Genomic DNA, 23,082 nt, shown 5'->3' on the forward strand with positions numbered 1-23,082 from the left:
CAAACTACCCCACAGCCCTAAAAAATATCCGTCATTCTGTTTAGTATTCCACGATATCTCTTGATAGAATTAATAATCTTAAGTATTTCATTATAGTTATCTTCTAAAATAGGATTTGTTAAATTTGAATAGATTCTTTCATTAAATCCTGGAGTTATTTCAACATTTTTCTTTAAAAGAGGATTGATAAACTTAATTAACTCTAATTTTTCATTATTACTAATATCACTGAGAACCAGACTTGTCAACCAATAAACGAAGTGCATGTTAAAGATTATAGCATAAAATTCCGTTAAATTGTAATCTATTAAATATTTATCCAATTCATAGTAACCTTCAACCATTTTCCCAAGATATTTCTTATTTCTGATATGAATGGTTGATTTGTCTCCCTCAACATTACGAATGTTGTAGTTATAGCTGAAAAAGTCATCCAAGTAATATGTACATTTTGATGTGAAAAGAGACACTATAAAAAAGTATAAATCCTCCGCCAACATGCTCTGCAAGAAATGTATATCATTGCCTAGTAAAAAATCCTTTCTAAACATTTTACACCATATTGCGGGGTCAATTGAAAACAATCGAGTATCTTCATTAATATCCTTGACTAGAACGTTTTCGCCATTGAACACCGTTTCAACTTCAATTCTTTCAGAAGGAAAAATCTTATAATAGTTTGTGATAAGCATGTCCACATTTTTTTCACTGGCAGCATTATACATTACCTCAAATGCTTCAGGGACATACGTATCGTCATGGTCAGAAAATATAACGTATTCAGCGTCTGATAAATCCAAACCTATGTTACGTCCTTTTCCAGGAAATCCATTGTTTTCATCTAAAAATATTGATTTGACATTGGAAAAATTCTTATCGAATAATTCGAGCAAATATAAAGTATATTCATCATCGGAATTATCATCAACAAAAACCACCTGAATATTTTCAAAACCAATGCTCTGATACATCATTGAATCAAAAAAGGCATTTAAAAATAAACCTGAATTATATGTTGGAACAACAACACTCACTTTATATTTTTCCATATTATCTAACCAATCTATTTTTTATTCTAGAAAATAAACTTCTATCATTCATATTTTTCTGCGTTTTTGATAACCTATTAGATTCCAAAACCGCTTTATCATATTCCTGATTTAATATTAATTCGACAAGATTATTATATCTTTTTTTAAAGAAAGGGTCCTCACTATAATATTTACTAAATATGTCTCTTGATTTAATAAATAATTCCTTTTTATCGGCATCTGAAACTTGAGATAAAACAATTGTATATAACCATGAAGTGAGATGGCTTTTAAAAATAAGTTCGCCATATGATGTCTGGTTTATGTTAACCAGCATTTCATCGATTTTATAATAGCCATTTAAAATAGCTTCAATGTATTTACGGTTTCTTACATGAATTGTTGACTTATTATGCCTTGAATCCCTTATTTTATAGTTATATGAATAAAAATCATTTAGATAAATTATTCCATCAGCCTTTAAACAGGCATATGTTGCAACATAAACATCTTCAGCCAACATCCCTTCTAAAAAACGAATGTCGTTTTCAATCAGGAAATCCTTTCTAAATAACCTAGTCCATATGGCGGCTGGAACTCTTAAAAGGTTTTCATCGTCACGAAAACTGGAAACTTCAATTTCACCTTTATCGCCATAAATTGATTTGAATGGAATGGATTTGTCAGTGTAAACCTGATTAAAATTAGATATTAACATGTCATTCTGGGCTATTTTATTGTGCATTACCTCAAAGGCATTCTTGGTATATGTATCATCATGATCGGCGAAAATTACATAATCTGCATTGGCATTTTTTAAACCGACATTTCTTCCAGTCCCAGGAAAACCTGAATTATTATCTAAAAATATGGATTTTACATTCTGATAGGATTCATCGAATTCCTTCAACAGATTCAATGTATACTCATCAGTTGACTTGTCATCGACAAAAATAACTTCTATATTATCAAATCCCATGCTTTGAGCTTTGATGGAATCTAAAAATTCATTCAAATAATTTCCAGTATTGTAAGTGGATATAATTACAGATATTTTATAATTAGCCATTTTAATCAGTTAAACTATTATATAATTCGATATAATTTTCACACATTTCATTAATATCTTTAAACTTAATCTTTGAAATATTTGATAGCTTATTTTGGTAATCATTTTGATTGATATTAATAATAAAATTATATATGTCCTCAGGATTTGTATAATCAACTAACCATCCGGCATCGCTTTTAGAAATTCTTTCTTCTAAAGCTCCCAAATTACTTGCTATAACAGGAATACCCGCCATCCATGATTCGGTTAAAGTATATGAATATGTTTCAGGACAAGTGGACAAGATTAAAGAAAAAGATGGTTTAATTTCACTTACGATATTATTGAAGTCGCTTCTCTCATATCTTCCGTGATTGACACCGAAACTATTCAGATTAGGTATTGTAGTCCCCATGAAATGCAATTCAAGCAGATTATTCTTATCCAACTGCTTAATTTGTTTTATTAACAAGGATCCCTTATGGGGAGATACATGTCCCGGAACTAAAACTCTGCAAGGATTTGAAGTCAATGCGGGCCTATGAGAGGATTTATCTATATTAACACCATGCTCAATTAATTTAAAATTATCCAAATCAGAGTAAATTTTTTTATATGATTCTATAACACTCTGATTGGGAGCAATATTGTATGAAGACTTAGATAACATATCTTTAAATAATTTTCTCCATTTATTGAGTATTTCATCATTGGATAAAGATTTATCTTTAGAAATTCCTCCGCAGCTTTCACATGCGAAGTTACAATATTTGCAATCTTTATCAACTAAATGTATAGATGGACATAAATAATAAAAGTCATGTAGACTAACCAAAAATGGAATTGATTTTTGTGTGACACAATTGATTAAATCAAAACTATGATTAATTAAATGATTAATATGAACCAGATTTATATCTAATTTTGAAAGGATTTCATCATAAATTATAGCTAAATCCTTATTGAAAAAGATGTTATTGAAATTATCTTTAGAGATTATATTGTCATCATTATCAATGACTGAAAAATCCGTATTGAAACTGACTGGATAATTGGCAATTTTATCTAGAGAACCATTATATTGCCATAATTCAACATCTTCACCATCAGAAGTTAAAATAAAGGCAGAGTATTCGTCAGGAAGATGTTGGATAATATCCAAATTTAGAAATCCTGTGCCGCCGACAGTGCCGATTTTTTCATGAAGAATGAATAAAATATTTTTATCAAAGCCATTGAACTCAGACAAATCAGCACCATTGGGTTTAATTACTCTGTTATCATTGATACCATACAATGCATAATGAAGTAATGGATTGATGCCAACATCATCATAATGATTTTTATAAAAAACGCCATCAAATTCGCTGTTTGGCTTTTTTCCCTCACTAAATCCGAAAAAAATATAATGAAGCAAAGGATCCATACCAGAACTTTTAACCTTAGGATATTTCTCTAAATAAAAATCGTCATCAAACAGATTATTTTTACGGACAGCCTTATATCCATTTATAATTTCTTTAGCTTCATTTTCATCTTTAACCTTATATGAAATATATTTTGAAGGAAACTTAGCTAATAACTTATTTTTAAAACTCATAACCATCGATTAAAATTTTTTCAAGATTATCCAGAAATTCATTGGCAAAATCGTCTTTAATTATGATGTTGTTTTTGCAATCTGACTTAATTTCATTTAAAGAAACGCAAATGTCATAATTATCAGTTTTTAAGTTGTGATTGTTTACAATAACTTTTACAATATCCTTACGGGCTATCATATTGTTTAAGTCATAATCATCATTAAATGAAAGCAAAATATCTGTTGAATTGCCGATGTAGTAATTTTCCAGGTCGGATATTAATTCAACAGTATAATCCAAATCATTGAACTTTTTAGAAATCTCATGTATCAGTTCTTTATCTTCTTCATTTTTTGAATCTATAATTGTTATTTTGAGATTCTTTTCCGTGAAAAACTTTCTGGAATTGATCTTATCCAAAAGCAAACATCTGGACAGATATTGACCCCATTTATTCCAAAAAATAGAATAATTTCGTTTGTCATTTTCAAAATAACTTTCACTTTTAACACGAGTACTGGATTCATGATGGAATAATAAAGCGTTGCCTGCAAAAAGTACTTTATATCCTTTTTTATGTAATTTTAAACAGAAATCAACATCTTCAAGGCCATAAAAATATTCCTCATCTAATCCTGAAAGCTCATCATATACTTTCCTATCAATCAAGTTAACTGCACCGGTTACGGCAACACACTGATTGTTTCGAGTTAATGAAGAATCAAAAAGATTTAATCTTGAATCAGACTTATTTACTGCATATAAACAGCAAGGATACATTCTTTCGGCAAAAATGTCCCCACTATGCTGTATTTCATATGACTGGTCCCTATTGGCATTGAAATAAAATGGAAAAACGAGTTTCGCTCCAACAGAAGCCACATCCTCATTATACACAATCGTTCCCACCAATTCATTTAACCAGCCGTAAGTAGGTTCGATATCATTGTTCAACAAAAGCAAATATTCACCATTAGCTATTTTAGCTGCGTCATTGTTACCTTTAGAAAAACTGACATTAATGTCATTTTCTATAATTGTGATAGGCAAATCAAGACTTTTTAAATAATTAACGGATTCATCGACAGAAGCATTGTCTACAACAATGATTTCATAATTTGAATAATTAGTTTTTGCATCAAAATCCTTAAATAAACGTTTTAAATGATTCATACCATCCTTATTTAAAATTATAATTGATACCAGAGGCTCAGTGTCAAATTCATAATTGGATAAAAACGCCAAGTTAGTTTCACAGATTTCATTCTTTCTTCTGATGGAATAGGACTGCTGAATGAATTTTCCTTCGGATTTACCGTAGACCACATAATGAAACAACGGATTTAAATCTGCCTGCTTAACATCAGGATATGCTTTTTGGTAAAAATCCGGATCAAAATCAAGAGAAGGCAATTTTCCTTCCTTATATCCTTTAACCAGATAATGCGTTAACGCATCTCCGGAAACATCCTCATACATCTCATTGTAAAAATCATGATTGAACAATCCGGAATTATCAATTTCATTATAATATCTGCGGTATTTTACATAAGATTTATAATCTCGATTAGAGGGAAGCAATAAACTTAAAAGATTTCTGTCCATTTAATCACCTTTATTTCTAATACTTCTAAGTTTACCTGTTAATTTCCATGAAAACGAATCTCTAATTCCATTGATTTGATTATCCCAATGATTTCTAACCTGATTTAAAGCTTCAGCTTCATCTCTTAAGGCATCTATATCATTGAACAATAAGTTAATTTCTTCTTTGGTTAAAGTATTTTTCTCTCCAATATTGCCTTCCAGAGATTTAATTAAATTTCTGCTTGTAATATAATCATCCAATTCAGTTTTATGATGATAATCATCGACTTTTGTCCAATAATCATTGAACCAGATGTATTCAGATGCAACGGAAGGATGAAAATTATTCTTCCACATCAGATACGTGAAGCTTAACTGATCCTGATTTGTATAATTGATTATTTCCTCCCACCATTGATTCATTAAAGAAATAATCTCGGAATCATTATGATTTCTGAATATTGCACCAAGTGACGGCAGCCCATAATGCAGAGGCATTCCTTCGTTTCTATATTTTTCAACCTGTTTTGATATGGTGAAATTAGAGTATCTTGGAAATTGAATGGAACTTAGCGCCTCATCAAAGATACAATCACGCTCCGGATGGACAACAGTCAACATTGAAGAATTGATATATTTATAAACATATTCACGAATGCTTCCGACCAATTTAAAAGAGCCATCAATCCAAAAGCTATATTTATTATCCGGAAAGTACTTATTTGGAAAAATTTTATATTGTTTTGCAATTCTATTGTCATCTAATGTAGAGTCTTCCATCTGGATAATTTCCCATGTATCGGATTTTAAATCGGAATTTTGAGTGAAGCAGACATATCTTGTATTATCATCTATAAATTCTGGCTCTTTTAAAGAATCATAACCTCCTGTAAAAGCTGTATAAACGATTAATTCATTATCTTCAATATCACTAATTAATTCATCATCAACTTCCAAAGTAGGTTGAAATAAATCGCTTAAAATGAAACTATCCACATTTGATTCATATCTTGTTTTAACAACTTCATAAGGGTCTACATTCTCACTCATAAAAATCAGCAATAAAAATTAATGTCAATATTTAATATTCACTTGATATTAATTAAATATATCTAAAAATAGAAAAAAAATAAAATTAGTGGAAAAATGAAATAATTCCTGGTAATGATTCAAGCATTGCTTGAATACCTAAAATGAATATAGCAAGCCCGCCAATGAAATTAATATGTCTTGCATATTTAATAGCCGCTTTTGTACCTAAAGTACCGATTAATAACCAACAAATAACAGCAATAAAACTTAAAATAGATAGACCTACAGGATCAACACCAGCACCAACACCCTGCGCCGCTAAAATAAGGTTTTCAATGTTTCCAAAAACAATTAAACCCAAAAATTGTTTTAATTCATTAGTCATTTTATTCTCCCCTAATGGATTCAATCATAGCCTGTGCACCTAATATGAAAATAACAAGGCCACCGAAAAAGTCAATGAAATCAACATAATCTAAAGCAATTTGAGTTCCAAAAGTTCCAATAGCTAACCACATAGCTACTGCAATAAAACTAGCAATACCTAATTTAACGGGATTAACACCAGCCACAACACCTTGAGAAGAAAGAACTAAATTTTCAATATTTCCGAAGATTATCAATCCAACAAAAGGTAAATACTCTTCCAACATTCATCATCACCATTCCCCATAACCGGAAGATAACTTCCGATAGATTTTCTTTCCTTGAATAGTATTAACATTTAAAAATATATAAAACTATCCTTATTTTGAAAGAATATCATCCCATAATTTAATTCTATCTTCGATAGTGTACTCATTTAAAACTTTAGTTAACGCATTATTTCGAATATTTTCTCTTAATGATGCATCTAAAATAAGATTTTCTATCTTTTCAACCCATTCATCTTCATCATTAGCTAAAAATCCATCAAAGCCATCTTTGACAACATTATTATAAACACACATATTAGAAAAAACACCAGGAATACCCAAAACAGCCAATTCTATAAATTTCAACTCACTTTTACATTGATTGAATGATGAATTCTCAAGAGGAACAAGAGCAATGTCCCAATCAACAGTATCTGCCAACCAAGGCATGAATTTTTCAAAATCCATATTATTTGGCGGAAGCTGAACTGGCTTGAACCAATCCTCATCAACATTATCAGAGGCATTAAATCCGCCAATTATTTCAAAATCAAAGTCATATTTTTCCTTTAATTTTAAAATAACATTTTTTATTAAGAATAAATCTTTTGTATGGGTTAATGTACCATAATAACCTAATTTAAGTTTTCCTTCACGTTTAATATCATCTTTTATATCAAAAACAGAATTCACATAATAATTTGAGATAATCACCGTTTTATTTTTATCAAACTTTGAAGCTAAAGTAGGAGTGGTTACTGTAATAACATCCGAAGCATCAATAATATCATTAATTGACTGCGATACCCTCGTTACATATTCATATGACGGACTATTTTCTTCAACACCCAATAAATCATCATCAGTCTCATAAACTAATTTAATTCCATATCTTTGGCATTTTTCACGAAGAACATCTAAAAAAGGCAAAATTCTTTGAACCACAACAACATCGAACAGCCTGCATCTCAAGATATTGTCAATATCCATCATGACAAAACTATCCATACCATACATGAAAAATGTGTATTTTTCGCTTTTGGATAATTCCGAGAACAATCCGTGAAGCCTGATGTATGGACATGGGGCTAAATTTTCAAAAGGATCATTTGTAAAAACACCAACACGAATACTATCCATTTCAATAGGATTTTCACGCTGAATATAAGGAATCAGCGTTTTTTTATCCATTATATAATATGAATCATTGACAATTTTCTCCACTTTAGTTTTTTCATTTGAAAAATACTGTTCAAAAAGAGGTATTTCAAGTGTATTTATATAATTATTGTCCAAAATATTGATATTATTATTTTTAAAAAAACCATCTAAAACATAGTCCAAAATAGGATTTAATACATTATACGTATTTTTATAGAATTCCAGATTGAAAATATCACTTGTATATGATTGCTGGACTTCCAATGTATCATTGACCCCATAATACAAGTAATGAAGAATATAATCTAAATCATTTAAATTTCCATGAACTTCAATGTATTTTTCCTCATCAAGAATAGCCAGACTTTTTATCCTTGAATAGGCATTTTGATATTGGGAAATTTTTTGCGGATTCCCTTTGGATTTAAACGCAATATAAGCTTTAGGATTTCTTTTAATTGATTTAGAAAAAATCATGATTTCAACTCTTAATTATATATAATACATTAACATAAAAATAAATTTATGTCATATAAAGTAACTGTTATTATTCCATCATATAATAGTGTTGAATTTTTAGACTCAACAATAAACTCAATAAAAGCTCAAACAATCGGCTTTGAGAATATTGAATTAATAATTGTTGATGACTACTCAACAGACTCCACACAAGAGTTAATTGACAAATATTGTGCGGAATATGAAAATATTAAAACATATGAATCCGGCAAAAAGACTGGAACTCCCGGAAGAGCCAGAAATATTGGAATAGCTAACAGTGAATCAGACTATATTATGTTTATAGACCATGACGACAATTATCTTCCAGACACCGTTGAAAAATTATATAATGCCATTACAGCAAATTCCAGTGATGTTGCCATTGGTAAATTTCAAACATTTGGGGAAAACTATTTTGTAACAGAAGACTGGATAACAGAAGATACCATTTTAAATTCCATTGATGAAAATCTATTATTCTTCTCAATAAATGGAATTTGGAGAATGATATTTCCTAAAGAATTCCTATTAAAACATGACATAACATTCCCAGAAGGTGTCTTTGCAGAAGATTTGACATTTATGATTGATGTTTTTGTTAATTCAAATAAAATTGTCTTTATAAATGATGTTGTTTATAATTTTAGATTAAGAACTGGCGATAATTCATCAACAAGCTTATCAAAAGGAATGCATTATTTGGACGGATTAATAGAAGGTTATTTGTATACAATTGATGTATTGAAGAAAAATAATGCCTGCAAATATTATGATACTGTTTTTAATCAGCACTTATCAGTATGGCTAAGTGATGTTGCATTGAGTGAAACGATAGATTTTGAAGATAAGAAAGTATTGGTTAACAAATCTATCCCCTTATTTAAACAACTGAATAATGTGGAACCTTTCCCGCAAAATAATGCTATTAAAAGTATTATCAACCAGATAATTGCAGGAAACCTGGATGAAGCATATATGCAGATGGGAGACTACCAGTTATTTACCAATAGAATTCATAATCTGGAAGTAGAATTAAATCAGAAAACCGAACAGGTTGCAAGACTTCAAACTACAAAAGGCTGGTTTAAATATAAGGTAAATAATATAAAACAAAGATTAAAAAAAGAAATCTAACCTTTTAATTTTTTAAATATATCATCCCACTGGCTTAAACGGGATTTGATATTATAATTTTCCAATATATCGTTTCTGGCATTATTAACCATTCCGTTTCTTAAAATTGGGTCTTCAACCAATAATGAGAGTTTATCTACCCATTCATCCTCATTATTCGCCAAAAATCCAGTTACCCCCTCTTCAATAGCCTCATTGTAAACATTCATATCACTTGCAACGACCGGAATTCCCAAGGCTGAGAATTCAATGTATTTAAGCTCACTTTTACATTTATTAAATTCTGTGTTTACTAAAGGAATAATACCAATATCCCAATCCGAATTTTTACCTAACCAGTCGTAAAATGTATGCATTGACATTGGATAATAAGGAATCTTTCGGACATTATACCAATCAGAATTTTCATCAATTGAAGCACCGGCGATTTCGAAGACCACATTTATTCCCTTTTTGGAAAATATGTCTTTTAATCTTAAAATTACATTATGAATCAGTTCCAAATCATTCTCATGAGTTAAAGTTCCAAAATAGCCTATTTTAATGAAATCATTTCCCCTGAAAGAAAAAGGCCTTAAAGGCAAGTAATCATTCACATAATAGTTTTTAATTACTTCAACATTATCAATATCCAGATTATTGAAACGATTTTTCAGCTCATTGGTACTGACAACTACCTGGTCTGAATTAGTTACTAGCTTTTTAATATTATCGAAATTGCCCAAAATATAGTTGTAAGACGGATTGGCGGGATTGATATCCAGGAAATCATCATCACTTTCATAAACAATTTTTATATTATGCTTTTTAGCTTTCTTTAAAATGTAATTAGAATACGGATTGACTCTTTGAATGACAATTACATCAAATATATGGGCATTTATCATGTTGTCAATATCCAAAAGAGGCATGATTTCCTGACCATAAATGAAAAAGTGATAATCCCCACTTTCAGACAGCTTGAAAAATGGAGTGTGTATGCGTATAAATGGACATGCATTCATATTATCATAATTATCTTCTAAAAACACTCCAACCTTTATTGTATCTGTTTTAAATTCCTTATTAGTAACTATATAATCAATCAATACTTTTGAATCTGTTATATACCTGTTGGAGTCCAGTTCTTTTTTAATACGATCAGTAGCAAAGTTATCTAACTGTAAATGAATGTTTTGAGTTAAATTGGATAGGAAATGAGGATATTTTCTATTAAACCTTAATTTTTGATTATATCCTTTTTTGATATAGTGAAGTATAGGATCATCATCACCCACATCATTAACACTGATATAATAATATAAATCAAAAATAGGGTCAATATATTTTATTTTTTCATCAATAGAATCTGTTTTTGAACCGTGTTCAATGAAATGCAATACAGCATCGGGACTTGGATGTATTGAATTATATTGGGATTCATTCAAGATTCCCAAATTCTTTATTGCAGAATATTCGCTGAGTTCTTCGCCCACACCAACATTTGAATTTTTTGCGGACTTCAGATAATGATTATTCTTAACCTTGCGTGCAAGACTTCCGGCAACTCTTAACGGTTTTGTTAATTTCAATGAATTTGAGTTGATGAATTCATTATATTCGTTTTGTAAAAATCCGATTCTTCCGGCAGTATCGATTCTATATCCTGCCATCCCCTTAACATCATTAACAAGAAGATAAAGTTCTTCACGGGATAATTCTATTGTATCTCCCAACTCCATATTTTCCACATCGACGCCGATTTTTGCCCTTAAATTGTCACTTGTTATCGGTGTTGTTAATATGACCTTATGGTGGTAATTTTCACCTTCTTTAGCCCAGTATTCATTGTCCCAATAGTAGATTTTGCTTACAGAAGGATGAAAATCGTTTTTCCATGCCACATATGCAAAACTAAGTTGATCCTGATTTGTATATTTAATATTTTCATCCCACCAATCTTCCATTACCTGAATTACATCCGGATGATTATGCTGTCTGAAAAGCGCCCCCATTACCCCTAAACCGTAATGCTCTGGAAATCCCTGGGAGCGATAATATTCTATTTGCTCTTCCATGACTGCTCTTGGGTAACGTGGGATAATTTTAGATGCATCATACTCTTCATAAACACAGTCTCTTTCTGTATGAACAACAACCAACATTTTAGAGTTAGCTCGGATATTTTTATAGATATATTCACGAATGCTTCCTTTAATTTTAAAGGTACCGTCTAGCCAAAAGCTATATTTATAATCTTTTAAGTATTTGTGTGGGAGAAGTTTGTATTGTTTGGCCTTTCTATTATTATCCAAGATAGATTCATCCATAGGAATTATTTTCCATAAGTCTGATGTTAATTCAGCATTATCGGTAAAACAGATATAATCACAGTTTTCATCAATGACTTCAGGATGCTTTAAAGTATCATAATCACCTGTGAAAGCTGTATAGATAGCTATTTTATTATTTTTTATATCTTCAATTGTTTCTTCACAAGAATCAGTTGAATGATCAAATAATGGCCTGTCAATATGTTTTTCTGAAACCTCTTGGTAAGTTTCATAAATCTCATCATATCCCATAATATCACAAATACTTTTCTTTGATTATATTTATCAATTTTCGAGAATAATTATCTTGCTTGTCTAGACAGATATCATATCTAGAATCATCATTACTTGAAATTAAAACTTTTATTATGTTCAATCTTGATATTATTTTATCAACATCATATGCTTCATTATTAGATATTAGAATATCGCAATCTTCATCTATATCAAAATTGTTTAAATCAGGAATTAATTTAACATTAAAGTCCATATTATTCAAATCTCGAGTTAATTCCTGAATAAATTCATCATTTTTACTTATAATGGAAATATCTAATTTTTTATTAGTAATGAAATTATTATTAGTAAGTTTATCGTTTAAAATTTCTTTAAAAATGTAATCTCCCCATTTATTATAGAAATACATGATATTTTCAAAATTAAGTCTATTTTTTTCCGCCTGGTCTTCAACACGGGTAGCGGATTCATGGTGGAATAACAACGCAAAAGGATTGAAAATAGATTTATAGCCATTTTGATACAATTTAAATGCAAAATCAATATCTTCATATCCATAGAAATAATTTTCATCAAGACCGTCAAGATCCATATAAATGCCTTTTGGAATCAAAAGACATGCCGCAGTATTGGAGATAACTTCCTTTTGATGGTTCAATTCGCTTGAAAATATCATTGTGGAAAACATATGGTCATGATAAGGACCATAGATATAAGGAGTTCTCTCTTCTCTGAATTTTACGCCAGCATGCTGAATAGTATATGATTTTCCTTGGCTTTTCATGTCATCATAATATGGAAATATTAATTTGGCACCGACAGACCCCACATTATCATTGTTCAACATGCATCCGACCATCTCATTTAACCATCCAAAAGTCGGCTCGATGTCATTATTCAATAAAAGCAAGTATTCACCATTTGCAATTTTAGCAGCGTCATTATTACCTTTAGAGAAACTGACATTTTCGGTGTTTTCAATTATAGTAATGGGCAAATCCAATGATTTTAAATAGTTAACAGATTCGTCTGATGAAGCATTATCAACAACTATAATTTCATAATTGGAGTAATTAGTTTTTTTATCAAAATCCGTGAATAATCTTTCTAAATGATGCAGGCCGTTTCTGGTTAAAATTATGATGGATACTAAAGGTTCTGCTTCAAATTCATAATTTGATAAAAATGCCATATTAGTATCGATAATTTTTTGCCTTCTCAAAAGAAAAGGGCTTTTATCCATCGTAAACCCTGAAACATCATTGTCAATATAATGAATTAAAGGATTAAGATTGTTCTTTTCGATTTCAGGATATTCCTGCAAATACCTTACTAAATTGAAGGTTGGTGAAGGAAATTTATTTTCTTTAGCACCATAAAATAAATAATGAATCAAAGGATCCATTCCTGCTTTTTTAACGTGAGGATAAGCTTTTAAATAATAATTTTTATCAAATAAACCGGATTCCATTATCTTATCATAGCTTTCTTGATAAAGTTTAGCTTTTTTAACATTGAATTTTGATTTGATTAGAAAGTCTTTAAAAGTTACCATAATAACACTACTTTAAAAAATTAAATCTGCCTTTTTTATTTTTTTGATTGAACTCATTTATAATATTATTTTTATTATTTAATATATTAGCAATATCCGTTTTATTTAAAAATATTAAATCAAAGTCAATTATTAGTTCATCAGTGAATTTACAATCTAAAATATAATTTGGATCCAAATTAGTAAATATCTGATATTCATCATCTGGATTATCCGAATTTGTATCAATGACATCGATATTATTAATTCTTGCCTTGATAAAATCCCCTTCCAATGGATCAAAACGTAAAGATTGAATATTATCAAAATTACTTAAATCAAATGTTAATTTATTTCTTTCTAATGGACAATAGTCAATTGAAACCTTATTGATTTCATTAAATCCATCACCTATATCAATATACAAACTTGCTGTTGATTTAACCTTATTCAATGAATTAAAATATTTAAATTTAGCTAAAAATGTATCTGAATCGTATTTCAAAAGACTTAAAATATCTTCCTTATAGACTTTCTTATTTGGAACTAATTGAATAAAACGTTCAATATCTTCTTCGGATACTGTATTAATTGAAGACTGAAGTTTATTTACAAAAGATATTTCATCTGCAATAGGCCAATCATAATAGTAAATCCAGAACAACACATCATTAATGAAATTAATAGCTAGTAAATTTACATTATAATCCTTTAAATCAAACAATCCTGAAATGACATCACATAAATCAAAGACATTTTTCTTTGAAACTCTTTCGGTAATTGATTCAGGGTTTTTTCTGTAAAAATAGCTAGAATTTTTGCTTAAATATATTCTTTTTGCATTTAATAAAACATTTGAAATTGTAACATTATCTTCATAAAGCCCTTTTGAAAATTCTATTAATGGGAATAGACTTTTATGATAAATTTTATTACAGGCTGATGTTGAGAAAAATAATTTCGGGTAATCATTTATGTCATCAACAATGATATTTTCAGCGAAATTTTGATTATGAACACTTTCGTCTACGATACATTCATTTCCAGTATACGTTTGCATATTATAAATTAACAAATCGGCACCGGAATCTTCAATTTTAGACAATGAATCCTTAAATGTATCTGATGATATAAAATCATCACTGTCAACAAAAGTAACATAATCGGAAGTTACATGCTTTAGACCTGTGTTTCTGCTTCCGCCCAATCCCTTATTTTCTTCATGATTGATTATTTTAAAAGACGGATAATCAGAAGCATATTCCTTAACAATTTCCATACTATTATCAGGCGTTTTGTCATTTACAATGATAACTTCTATATTTTCAATTCCTAATGTCTGATTTACAATGGAATCCAGACATTCGCCAATATAAGATTCAACATTGTAAACAGGAATAACAACACTTAACTTATAGCTCATAATTTCACAATATCTCTAAATCTGGATTTTTTAACAGTTTTCTCTTCCAATTGAGTTTTTAAATTATTATTTTCAACTTGTAATGTTTCAGATAAAGTCTTATAATGTTTTAATAAAATCTCATACTGGAATTTTTCATAATTTAAATTGAAAATTTCACTATTTCTTGAAATGCAGATTGAATTATAAAATGACTGGTCTTCATAATGCCATCCGTCAAAACCCTCTACATCACCCAAATTGAACTCACCATATTTTTCTTTAATTAAATCAATAAATCTATCTTTAAACTCTTCATTTAATCGTAAATAAACAAATTTTAAATTAACAATGATAAACATTAGAAAATCCTGCTTTACGGACTCATATATTCCTTTTTCAAACAGATTATTTTGAACATGCATTAAAACTTTAAAAATGTCAAAGGATTTTTCATCTCCCTTTGTAGAAATTGAATCATCCCGAATTCTATAATTGTATAACACTTTTCTGATAACTGAAGTCTTTTTAGCATTTAAAAAAACCGTATAAAAGAAATATAAATCCTCATAAATTAAACCTTCAGGAAAAGAGCATCCATCAAGAAAAGATTTCTTATATAATTTATTGAATGGTGCATGAGATATTTTAAATAAAATATCCAAAACATCATTATAATTAAAATTTGAAGTTGTAAAAGAATCTGGAATAATTTCTAGGTTTGTATAAGGACTTTCACTGAATTCTTTCGTATCTTCATTAAAATATTTAAATTTAAACATTGTAATATCAGAATTGAATCCTTTAACATGATCATATAATTCTTCTAATGCATTTTCTTCAAGCCAATCATCAGAATCAACGAATAAAACATAATCTCCTTGGACATATTTAATTCCAGTGTTTCTGGCTCCACTTAATCCTTTATTATCTTGAGTTATGATTTTGAATCTTGAATCATTTATCGCATAACCTTCAAGAATGCTTAAAGATAAATCAGTGGACCCGTCATTTACACAAATAACCTCAAAATCTTTAAATGTCTGATTGACTAAACTGTCCAAACATTTTCTAAGATAATCGGCAACATTATAGACCGGTAAAACTACTGAAATCTTTACATCCATATTTTTCACCATTTACTTGTTTCCATACATCTTTTCGTAGTATTGTTGGTATTGGCCGCTTTTTACCTGATCCATCCAGTCTTGGTTGTCCAAATACCATTGTATGGTTTCTTTGATTCCGGTTTCGAATGTGTATTTTGGTTCCCATCCGAGTTCGTTGCGGATTTTATCGGCGTCGATTGCATATCTTCTGTCGTGTCCTAGACGGTCAGCGACAAACTCAATTAATGAGTCGTCCTTACCTAAAGCTTCAAGTATTAATTTAACAATCTGAATGTTTTGTCTTTCGTTGTGTCCGCCTATGTTGTAGACTTCTCCGAGTTTTCCTTCGTGCAATACAAGATCTATTGCTTGACAGTGGTCGTATACATGTAGCCAGTCACGAATGTTTTTCCCGTCACCGTAAATAGGTAGTTTCTTGTCTTCCAATGCGTTGGATATCATTAACGGTATTAGCTTTTCCGGGAATTGGTAAGGACCATAATTGTTGGAACATCTTGTAATGTTGATTGGTAGGTCGAATGTTTCGTAGTATGCTCTTGTTATTAGGTCTCCACCTGCTTTTGATGCTGAGTATGGGCTGTTAGGCTGTAAAGGAGTGGTTTCTGTGAAATATCCTGTTTCGCCTAATGTTCCGTATACTTCATCTGTTGAAATCTGAATGTATTTTTCAACTCCAAACTCTTTGGCAGCATTTAAGAGAACCTGTGTTCCTAAAACATTGGATTTGATAAAGATTTCAGGATCTGTAATGCTTCTGTCAACATGACTTTCTGCAGCGAAATTAATGACATAATCCACTTTAGACACCAAATCATCCACCAGTTCCTTATCTCGGATATCACCTTTAACAAAGGTATAATTATCCATATCCTCAATATCTTTTAAGTTCTCAAGGTTTCCACAGTAAGTCAATGCATCCAAATTAATAATTTCATAATCAGAATATTTGTCGAGCATGTATTTTACGAAATTGCTTCCTATAAAACCTGCTCCACCAGTAATTAAAATTTTAGACATTATAAAACACCTTTAATATTTGATTTGTGATTCAGCCAATGTAGGCCATTGCTTATCCTTATCTGAGAAAATTAATTCATCAATATCATCTATTGGCCATTCGATACCAATATCGGGGTCATTCCAAATAATACCACCTTCATCTTCACCATGATAAAACTCAGTACATTTATAAACAAATTCAGCAGTATCGGATAAGACAACAAAACCGTGAGCAAAGCATGGCGGGATGTATAATTGTTTTTTATTCTCTTCAGACAAAATAGCTCCAAACCATTTACCGTAAGTAGGAGAATCAGCTCTTAAGTCAACACCAACATCAAAAACTTCCCCTTTGATAACACGGACAAGCTTACCCTGAGGATACTTTAACTGCAAATGAAGGCCTCTCAATACCCCTTTTGTTGATGAGGACTGGTTGTCCTGAACAAAAGTCAAATCGTAACCTGCTTCCTTAAAATCATTTTCCTGATAAGTTTCCATGAAATAACCACGATTATCACCGAAAATAGCAGGTTCCACTAAAAACATACCCTCAATATCACATTCAGTAAATTTAAATTGACCCATAAATATTAATCCTCCTTAATTAAATTAAATAAGTATTGACCGTAATCTGTCTTTTTAAGTTCTTCAGCGGTTTTTAAAAGCTGTTCGTCATTAATGTATCCTTTGTTGTATGCGATTTCCTCGAGACATGCTATGTATAGGCTTTGTCTTTTTTGAACGGTTTCTATGAAGTTTGCTGCTTCCAAAAGACCTGTGTGTGTTCCTGTGTCTAGCCATGCCATTCCACGACCTAACAGCTCTACTTTGAGTTTTCCTCTGTTCAGGTATTCTTCGTTGACTGATGTAATTTCAACTTCTCCCCTTTCTGAAGGTTCGACATTTTTCGCTATTTCTATTACATCATTGTCGTAGAAGTATAGGCCAGGTACGATATAGTTGGATTTTGGCTTTTCAGGTTTTTCTTCAACGGATAAAACATTCCATTCATCGTCAAACTCTACGACACCGAAAGCTTCAGGATTTTTTGTATAATAACCGAAGATAACTGCGCCTTCTTCAAGTTTGGTTGCTCTTTCTAAAATCTCAGTGAATCTGTGTCCGTGGAAAATGTTGTCTCCTAAAATCAGTGCAACGTTATCGTCACCAATGAAGTCTTCACCAACGATAAAAGCTTCAGCAAGACCGTTAGGATGCTCCTGAACAGCATACTCAAATCTAATTCCTAAAGAGGAACCGTCACCTAACAAATCTTTATACATAGGCAAATCCCTAGGAGTGGAAATAATCAAAATCTCCTTAATCCCCGCCAACATCAAGACAGAAATCGGATAATAAATCATCGGCTTATCATATAACGGCAATAACTGTTTAGAAACCGCCTTAGTAATAGGATACAAACGAGTTCCAGAACCACCAGCAAGTACAATACCTTTCATAAAAATCACTTATAACTTAAATATGAATAATATTTTATAACTAATAATTAATTAAAATAACTATTAGAGCTAAAAAAAATATGAAAAAAATAATAAGAAGTGAATTAATTTAGTTCCAAACCACTTAATTCTTCTTCTGATGCTTTTTTAGCTGCTTCAATGTAAGCATCACAGACGTAATCCACATCTCCGTCCATTACCACTTTACCTTGATCCAGCCAAATGGCACGAGTACATAATTCACGAATATTATCTGTTGCATGAGATACAAGCAATACTGTAACACCTGAACCCATCATTGACTTTAGCTTATCTCCACTTTTTTTCTGGAATTTTACATCCCCTACAGATAAAACTTCATCCAGTATCAATACATCAGGTTCCACAAGCGTTGCAACTGAAAATCCGAGTTTTGCAACCATACCGGAAGAATAATTCTTAATAGGAATATCAATAAAGTCTCCTAACTCTGAAAATTCTAGAATTTCATCAAATTTGCTTTCTAAAAACTCTCTTGAATATCCTAATATAGCTCCGTTTAAAAATACATTTTCACGTCCGCTATAATTATGGTCAAAACCAGCACCGAGCTCAAGTAATGGAGCTACAGTACCATAAGTATGAATTTCACCTTTAGTTGGTTTTAAAACACCAGACAATATTTTTAAGATAGTACTTTTTCCGGCACCGTTAAATCCGATAATTCCAACCCTTTCGCCCTTATTAACTGAAAATGAAACATCATCTAATGCTTTGAATTTATTTTTAGGTTTCAATTCCCTTTTAATCCATTTAATACAATATTCTTTAAGATTATCTACTTTTTCCTGAGCCTTTTTAAATTCCATTGACACATTATTTACCTCAATAACTGTGTCTTGGTTCATTAATTGATATTCTTCATTATCTCCAAGTTCTGAACCCCATACATTAGTGGTTTCATCGAACAAATTCGGAGGGCTTTCAAAATCTTTATCATGAACTTCTACATAAAAATTCTGGGTTACACCGAAGTTTTCATTATAACCGGACAATGCCTTGATTCCTTCTTCCTTACATTTTAAAACAAGCCTGATAGCAGCGGAACCTTTTCCACGTACTGATGGATACCAAGTTAATGAATCTTCATCGAACTCATCTTCATATAACTCCTCATCGACATCGTCATCTGTAAGCTTATTGATTTTAGAAGCCTTAAAGTAATACCTTACGATTTCAAATCCTTCAGGAATATTTAATTTTACTTCCTGACGATTCGTTGAAACACCATTTACATTTCTAAAGTAGAGCGAATATCTGAATTCATCTCCAACGGCCAATTGAATTGGCTTTTTTTCTGTTGGGAAATAGGTATTCGTCTCTCCAGAGGTCAGTAAATATCTTTTAATTTCAAAGACCAATCTGACACGGACAAAATCAAAGAATAAAACTCCTGCATCATTATTCAGGTTTTCCGGAAATTCAAAATCAATTTTAAAATTATCTCCTTTAACATCTTCGCCCAAAACATCTTCTAAAGGTATGACAACACTACGGTCAGCCGGATAAATGTCGGCATTGATGAAAGAGTACATTTCAAACTCCTTATCCTCAATGAACAGTTTGATTAGAGGAGGTTCGATTTCAATAGGTTTTTGAGATGATTCCTTATGAAAATCATGCTCAATTACTACTTCAGAAACCCTTGCGTCATCCGGAATATTGAAATTAAAATCACTGATTGTTACTACAGACGGCCTTTGGCCAGGAGATACTCGAGTAGATGCAACATCATCCCAATCATCAAGCATAATGTTATCTAAATTTTCCCATGCGGATTTTTCACTGTCTTCCTTTTGAGAAACTTTTTTTGGATATCTTAATTGGATTGTCATCTTCTTATCTCCTAAATGTTTAGTATGAATTCATCTTGATATTTGTAGAATACGTAAATTCCAATAGCAAGTGCAATAATTGATGTAATAATTAAATAAATGAAAAATTTCATTTCTGGAAAAGTGCCTGCTAAAACAATATCCCTAAAACATTTTACAGCTGCATACAAAGGATTTATTTTAAATAAAAACATGTATTGTTCTGGTATCATTTCAATTGGATAAAATAACGGAGTCATAAATGATAATAACATGGTTAATACACCATATAGGTATTTAATGTCTGTAAAGAATGTTGTGGCTGTTGCAAGTATCAAACCAACACCCATTGTTAATACAAGCAAGAAAAACAATGGAATTGGAGAGTACAGCAGAGACATGTAAAATGGTGCTCCAGTTACAAACATTACGGCAACGAGCACAATAAGAGATATCAGGAAGTTAATAAACTCCGAACAGACAATTCCTACAGCAAACATGTATTTAGGAACATAAATCTTTTTTATAATTTCAGAGTTTCCTTTAATGGAATCCATTGCTCCGGTGGTAGCATTAGCAAATAAATCAAAAACTAATTTACCGCTCAACAAATAAACAGGGAAATTAGGAATGGATCCGCCGAAAAATTGTGAAAACACCATTGTCAATACAATCATGGATAATAAAGGATTTAAAAAACTCCAAAACAATCCTAAAGTAGAATCCTTATATTTTCCACTTATATCCCTTTTAATTAACTCCGTAAGCAAAAAACTATACTTACTAAAGTTTTTCAAGTGCTCATTATTCTCAAACATTAAAAATCTAACTCATTTATTTGTAATTTAAATCAAAAAAATAATACAATTAATATATTTTTTTGAAAAGTATAATATAAAAAACTTACTTTTAAAAAAATTTAATTATTAAATTTTCGTTATCGTTGTTAGCATCGTCAAAAGTATCTAGAATACAATCTTTCACTGAAGTTACATTAGTAAAATGTATTTCACAGTTTAAATCACATAAGCAATCGTATAGAGCATCCAAATTCTCACCATAATAATCAGGAAAATCCAGAGCCTCTTTTAGATACTTATGGCCTTCACTAGCTATCAGATTCCCGTCAAGTTCATATACTTTCAATTTTATACCTCTTTAAATGTTTTATAATGATCTGATGTATAATACACTTGAAATGTCTCTGTGTTATAAATTATTCTTTCAGCCCCTCTTGAAGTTCCGTTAGCATTAATATCACATTCAATGTATTTAGCTGAAGTTTTTGGAAGAACACCTTCCCTGTTACCGAAAATATCTCCACCTATACTTTTTCCAGGAGCATATTCCTTAAGAGGTCCGCCTGACCAGCCGAGAGCTCTAGCTTCTGCCTTGGTTATGTAATTGCTAGGCAATTTGTGAAATTCCTTAATATATGCTGCAACCTCATCCACTGTACAGTACTGGCCATCTTCCACTACCTTAACATCCTTTTGAGCGAATGTTCCAGACAGGAAAAGACCGCCGAACAGAATAATAATTGCAAAAACAATTATTAACATTCGTTTATCCATTTAACCACCTATTTAATAATATCTATATACTCTTTAATGGCTTCCTTATAACTTCTTAAAGGAGTAAATCCATTATCAATCCATTTTTTATTTTCCAAAACAGAGTAAGAAGGTCTTGGTGCAGGCCTTGCAAATTCGGATGCTGTCACTGGAGTAACTTCCACATCAACATCGGCAATCTCAAAGATATATTTCGCAAAATCAAACCATGAACAGCTGTCAGAATTAGTTATGTGGTATATTCCATAATAATCTGTTTTTATTAACTCACCAATAGCCTTTGCCAAATCTAAGGTGTATGTAGGACATCCTACTTCATCTGTTACAACGGTTATTTCAGGATGATTTTTAGCAAGTTCCAACATTGTTTTAGGGAAATTGCCTCCATTAACTCCATATAGCCATGCAGTCCTTACAATGAAAAATTTATCTAAAATTTCCTGAATTGCAATTTCTCCTTCAAGTTTACTTTTTCCATAAACACTGATAGGGCCAATTTCATCGTCTTCGACCCATGGCCTTGTGTTTTTACCATTAAAGACATAATCAGTACTTACATGGACAAGTGGACAGTCAACTTCCTTACATCCAAGTGCTAAATTTCTAGGACCTTCACCGTTAACTGCGAAAGCCAAATCAGTGTTTTCTTCACATCCATCCACATTGGTATATGCAGCGGAATTGATTACAATATCAGGTTTATTCTCCTTAATAAATTCAATTGTATGTTCCTTGTCTGTTATATCTAATGAGCTAGATGTCGTTAAGATTAATTCATGTTCATTTTTCAAAACATCGATTAAATCATGCCCTAACATTCCATTAGAGCCTGTAATTAAGATTTTCATTTTATCCCCAAATAT

The 23,082-nt window shown here is 30.9% G+C and carries 21 protein-coding genes; 1 reads left to right on the forward strand and 20 read right to left on the reverse strand.

Annotated elements, in window-relative coordinates; all coding sequences use genetic code 11:
* Window positions 1–17: 17 nt before the first annotated feature.
* The 8 genes from IJQ68_RS03085 to IJQ68_RS03120 form a co-directional block, all read right to left on the reverse strand.
* On the reverse strand, window positions 18–1,049 hold the full coding sequence (locus IJQ68_RS03085) for a glycosyltransferase (RefSeq protein WP_292796812.1): 1,032 nt from the start codon (window positions 1,047–1,049) through the stop codon (window positions 18–20).
* A gap of 1 nt (window position 1,050) precedes the next feature.
* Window positions 1,051–2,100, reverse strand: coding sequence for a glycosyltransferase (locus IJQ68_RS03090; RefSeq protein ID WP_292796814.1), 1,050 nt, complete (start codon window positions 2,098–2,100; stop codon window positions 1,051–1,053).
* Between the two features lies 1 nt (window position 2,101).
* On the reverse strand, window positions 2,102–3,682 hold the full coding sequence (locus IJQ68_RS03095; protein ID WP_292796816.1) for a glycosyltransferase: 1,581 nt from the start codon (window positions 3,680–3,682) through the stop codon (window positions 2,102–2,104).
* Entirely contained in the window at window positions 3,672–5,270 is a 1,599-nt protein-coding gene (locus IJQ68_RS03100) for a glycosyltransferase family 2 protein (RefSeq protein WP_292796819.1), read from the reverse strand. The genes IJQ68_RS03095 and IJQ68_RS03100 overlap by 11 nt, the downstream gene beginning before the upstream one ends.
* Entirely contained in the window at window positions 5,271–6,302 is a 1,032-nt protein-coding gene (locus IJQ68_RS03105) for a glycosyltransferase domain-containing protein (RefSeq protein ID WP_292796822.1), read from the reverse strand.
* Window positions 6,303–6,387: 85 nt separating this feature from the next.
* Entirely contained in the window at window positions 6,388–6,669 is a 282-nt protein-coding gene (locus IJQ68_RS03110) for a hypothetical protein (RefSeq protein ID WP_292796824.1), read from the reverse strand.
* Between the two features lies 1 nt (window position 6,670).
* Complete coding sequence (locus IJQ68_RS03115; RefSeq protein WP_292796827.1) at window positions 6,671–6,937, reverse strand: hypothetical protein; 267 nt, start codon at window positions 6,935–6,937, stop codon at window positions 6,671–6,673.
* A gap of 93 nt (window positions 6,938–7,030) precedes the next feature.
* Window positions 7,031–8,557: a glycosyltransferase gene (locus IJQ68_RS03120; RefSeq protein WP_292796830.1), complete on the reverse strand. Its 1,527-nt coding sequence runs from the start codon at window positions 8,555–8,557 to the stop codon at window positions 7,031–7,033.
* Between the two features lie 48 nt (window positions 8,558–8,605).
* On the opposite strand from IJQ68_RS03120, the gene IJQ68_RS03125 reads away from it, so the two are divergent.
* Window positions 8,606–9,715 (forward strand): glycosyltransferase family 2 protein, encoded by a 1,110-nt coding sequence (locus IJQ68_RS03125; RefSeq protein WP_292796832.1) that lies wholly within the window; start codon window positions 8,606–8,608, stop codon window positions 9,713–9,715.
* On the opposite strand, the gene IJQ68_RS03130 is transcribed toward IJQ68_RS03125, so the two are convergent.
* From IJQ68_RS03130 to rfbD, 12 genes are all read right to left on the reverse strand, one after another.
* Complete coding sequence (locus tag IJQ68_RS03130; RefSeq protein WP_292796834.1) at window positions 9,712–12,279, reverse strand: glycosyltransferase domain-containing protein; 2,568 nt, start codon at window positions 12,277–12,279, stop codon at window positions 9,712–9,714. The two genes, IJQ68_RS03125 and IJQ68_RS03130, sit on opposite strands and share 4 nt — an antisense overlap.
* A gap of 4 nt (window positions 12,280–12,283) precedes the next feature.
* Complete coding sequence (locus IJQ68_RS03135; RefSeq protein ID WP_292796836.1) at window positions 12,284–13,819, reverse strand: glycosyltransferase family 2 protein; 1,536 nt, start codon at window positions 13,817–13,819, stop codon at window positions 12,284–12,286.
* 7 nt (window positions 13,820–13,826) lie between these two features.
* Window positions 13,827–15,221, reverse strand: coding sequence for a glycosyltransferase family 2 protein (locus IJQ68_RS03140; RefSeq protein WP_292796839.1), 1,395 nt, complete (start codon window positions 15,219–15,221; stop codon window positions 13,827–13,829).
* Complete coding sequence (locus IJQ68_RS03145) at window positions 15,218–16,327, reverse strand: glycosyltransferase family 2 protein (RefSeq protein WP_292796841.1); 1,110 nt, start codon at window positions 16,325–16,327, stop codon at window positions 15,218–15,220. The genes IJQ68_RS03140 and IJQ68_RS03145 overlap by 4 nt, the downstream gene beginning before the upstream one ends.
* Before the next feature lie 12 nt (window positions 16,328–16,339).
* Window positions 16,340–17,347 carry a dTDP-glucose 4,6-dehydratase gene (gene rfbB, locus IJQ68_RS03150; RefSeq protein WP_292796843.1) on the reverse strand — a complete coding sequence of 336 codons (1,008 nt, stop codon included), beginning with the start codon at window positions 17,345–17,347 and terminating at the stop codon, window positions 16,340–16,342.
* A 12-nt stretch (window positions 17,348–17,359) separates the two neighbouring features.
* A complete protein-coding gene (rfbC, locus tag IJQ68_RS03155; protein WP_292796845.1) occupies window positions 17,360–17,917 on the reverse strand; it encodes a dTDP-4-dehydrorhamnose 3,5-epimerase in 558 nt (185 codons plus the stop codon).
* A 5-nt stretch (window positions 17,918–17,922) separates the two neighbouring features.
* On the reverse strand, window positions 17,923–18,792 hold the full coding sequence (gene rfbA / locus IJQ68_RS03160; RefSeq protein WP_292796847.1) for a glucose-1-phosphate thymidylyltransferase RfbA: 870 nt from the start codon (window positions 18,790–18,792) through the stop codon (window positions 17,923–17,925).
* 104 nt (window positions 18,793–18,896) lie between these two features.
* Window positions 18,897–20,666 carry an ABC transporter ATP-binding protein gene (locus IJQ68_RS03165; RefSeq protein WP_292796849.1) on the reverse strand — a complete coding sequence of 590 codons (1,770 nt, stop codon included), beginning with the start codon at window positions 20,664–20,666 and terminating at the stop codon, window positions 18,897–18,899.
* Window positions 20,667–20,677: 11 nt separating this feature from the next.
* Entirely contained in the window at window positions 20,678–21,463 is a 786-nt protein-coding gene (locus IJQ68_RS03170) for an ABC transporter permease (RefSeq protein ID WP_292796851.1), read from the reverse strand.
* Between the two features lie 91 nt (window positions 21,464–21,554).
* Window positions 21,555–21,791, reverse strand: coding sequence for a barstar family protein (locus IJQ68_RS03175; RefSeq protein ID WP_292796853.1), 237 nt, complete (start codon window positions 21,789–21,791; stop codon window positions 21,555–21,557).
* A 2-nt stretch (window positions 21,792–21,793) separates the two neighbouring features.
* Window positions 21,794–22,219, reverse strand: coding sequence for a ribonuclease domain-containing protein (locus IJQ68_RS03180; protein ID WP_292796855.1), 426 nt, complete (start codon window positions 22,217–22,219; stop codon window positions 21,794–21,796).
* Window positions 22,220–22,227: 8 nt separating this feature from the next.
* Window positions 22,228–23,067 (reverse strand): dTDP-4-dehydrorhamnose reductase, encoded by an 840-nt coding sequence (gene rfbD, locus IJQ68_RS03185; RefSeq protein ID WP_292796857.1) that lies wholly within the window; start codon window positions 23,065–23,067, stop codon window positions 22,228–22,230.
* Window positions 23,068–23,082: the final 15 nt, after the last annotated feature.

The sequence above is a fragment of the Methanobrevibacter sp. genome (assembly GCF_017447225.1).
Taxonomy (GTDB): domain Archaea; phylum Methanobacteriota; class Methanobacteria; order Methanobacteriales; family Methanobacteriaceae; genus Methanocatella.

What these genes read in the sequence shown, in the direction of transcription:
- IJQ68_RS03180 (WP_292796855.1), bottom strand. Translation starts at nt 22,219, where the DNA reads ATGGATAAACGAATGTTAATAATTGTTTTTGCAATTATTATTCTGTTC.
- rfbD (WP_292796857.1), bottom strand. Translation starts at nt 23,067, where the DNA reads ATGAAAATCTTAATTACAGGCTCTAATGGAATGTTAGGGCATGATTTA.
- IJQ68_RS03115 (WP_292796827.1), bottom strand. Translation starts at nt 6,937, where the DNA reads ATGTTGGAAGAGTATTTACCTTTTGTTGGATTGATAATCTTCGGAAAT.
- IJQ68_RS03110 (WP_292796824.1), bottom strand. Translation starts at nt 6,669, where the DNA reads ATGACTAATGAATTAAAACAATTTTTGGGTTTAATTGTTTTTGGAAAC.
- rfbC (WP_292796845.1), bottom strand. Translation starts at nt 17,917, where the DNA reads ATGGGTCAATTTAAATTTACTGAATGTGATATTGAGGGTATGTTTTTA.
- IJQ68_RS03105 (WP_292796822.1), bottom strand. Translation starts at nt 6,302, where the DNA reads ATGAGTGAGAATGTAGACCCTTATGAAGTTGTTAAAACAAGATATGAA.
- IJQ68_RS03145 (WP_292796841.1), bottom strand. Translation starts at nt 16,327, where the DNA reads ATGGATGTAAAGATTTCAGTAGTTTTACCGGTCTATAATGTTGCCGAT.
- IJQ68_RS03100 (WP_292796819.1), bottom strand. Translation starts at nt 5,270, where the DNA reads ATGGACAGAAATCTTTTAAGTTTATTGCTTCCCTCTAATCGAGATTAT.
- IJQ68_RS03125 (WP_292796832.1), top strand. Translation starts at nt 8,606, where the DNA reads ATGTCATATAAAGTAACTGTTATTATTCCATCATATAATAGTGTTGAA.
- IJQ68_RS03135 (WP_292796836.1), bottom strand. Translation starts at nt 13,819, where the DNA reads ATGGTAACTTTTAAAGACTTTCTAATCAAATCAAAATTCAATGTTAAA.
- IJQ68_RS03120 (WP_292796830.1), bottom strand. Translation starts at nt 8,557, where the DNA reads ATGATTTTTTCTAAATCAATTAAAAGAAATCCTAAAGCTTATATTGCG.
- rfbA (WP_292796847.1), bottom strand. Translation starts at nt 18,792, where the DNA reads ATGAAAGGTATTGTACTTGCTGGTGGTTCTGGAACTCGTTTGTATCCT.
- IJQ68_RS03165 (WP_292796849.1), bottom strand. Translation starts at nt 20,666, where the DNA reads ATGACAATCCAATTAAGATATCCAAAAAAAGTTTCTCAAAAGGAAGAC.
- IJQ68_RS03095 (WP_292796816.1), bottom strand. Translation starts at nt 3,682, where the DNA reads ATGAGTTTTAAAAATAAGTTATTAGCTAAGTTTCCTTCAAAATATATT.
- IJQ68_RS03085 (WP_292796812.1), bottom strand. Translation starts at nt 1,049, where the DNA reads ATGGAAAAATATAAAGTGAGTGTTGTTGTTCCAACATATAATTCAGGT.
- rfbB (WP_292796843.1), bottom strand. Translation starts at nt 17,347, where the DNA reads ATGTCTAAAATTTTAATTACTGGTGGAGCAGGTTTTATAGGAAGCAAT.
- IJQ68_RS03130 (WP_292796834.1), bottom strand. Translation starts at nt 12,279, where the DNA reads ATGGGATATGATGAGATTTATGAAACTTACCAAGAGGTTTCAGAAAAA.
- IJQ68_RS03140 (WP_292796839.1), bottom strand. Translation starts at nt 15,221, where the DNA reads ATGAGCTATAAGTTAAGTGTTGTTATTCCTGTTTACAATGTTGAATCT.
- IJQ68_RS03090 (WP_292796814.1), bottom strand. Translation starts at nt 2,100, where the DNA reads ATGGCTAATTATAAAATATCTGTAATTATATCCACTTACAATACTGGA.
- IJQ68_RS03170 (WP_292796851.1), bottom strand. Translation starts at nt 21,463, where the DNA reads ATGTTTGAGAATAATGAGCACTTGAAAAACTTTAGTAAGTATAGTTTT.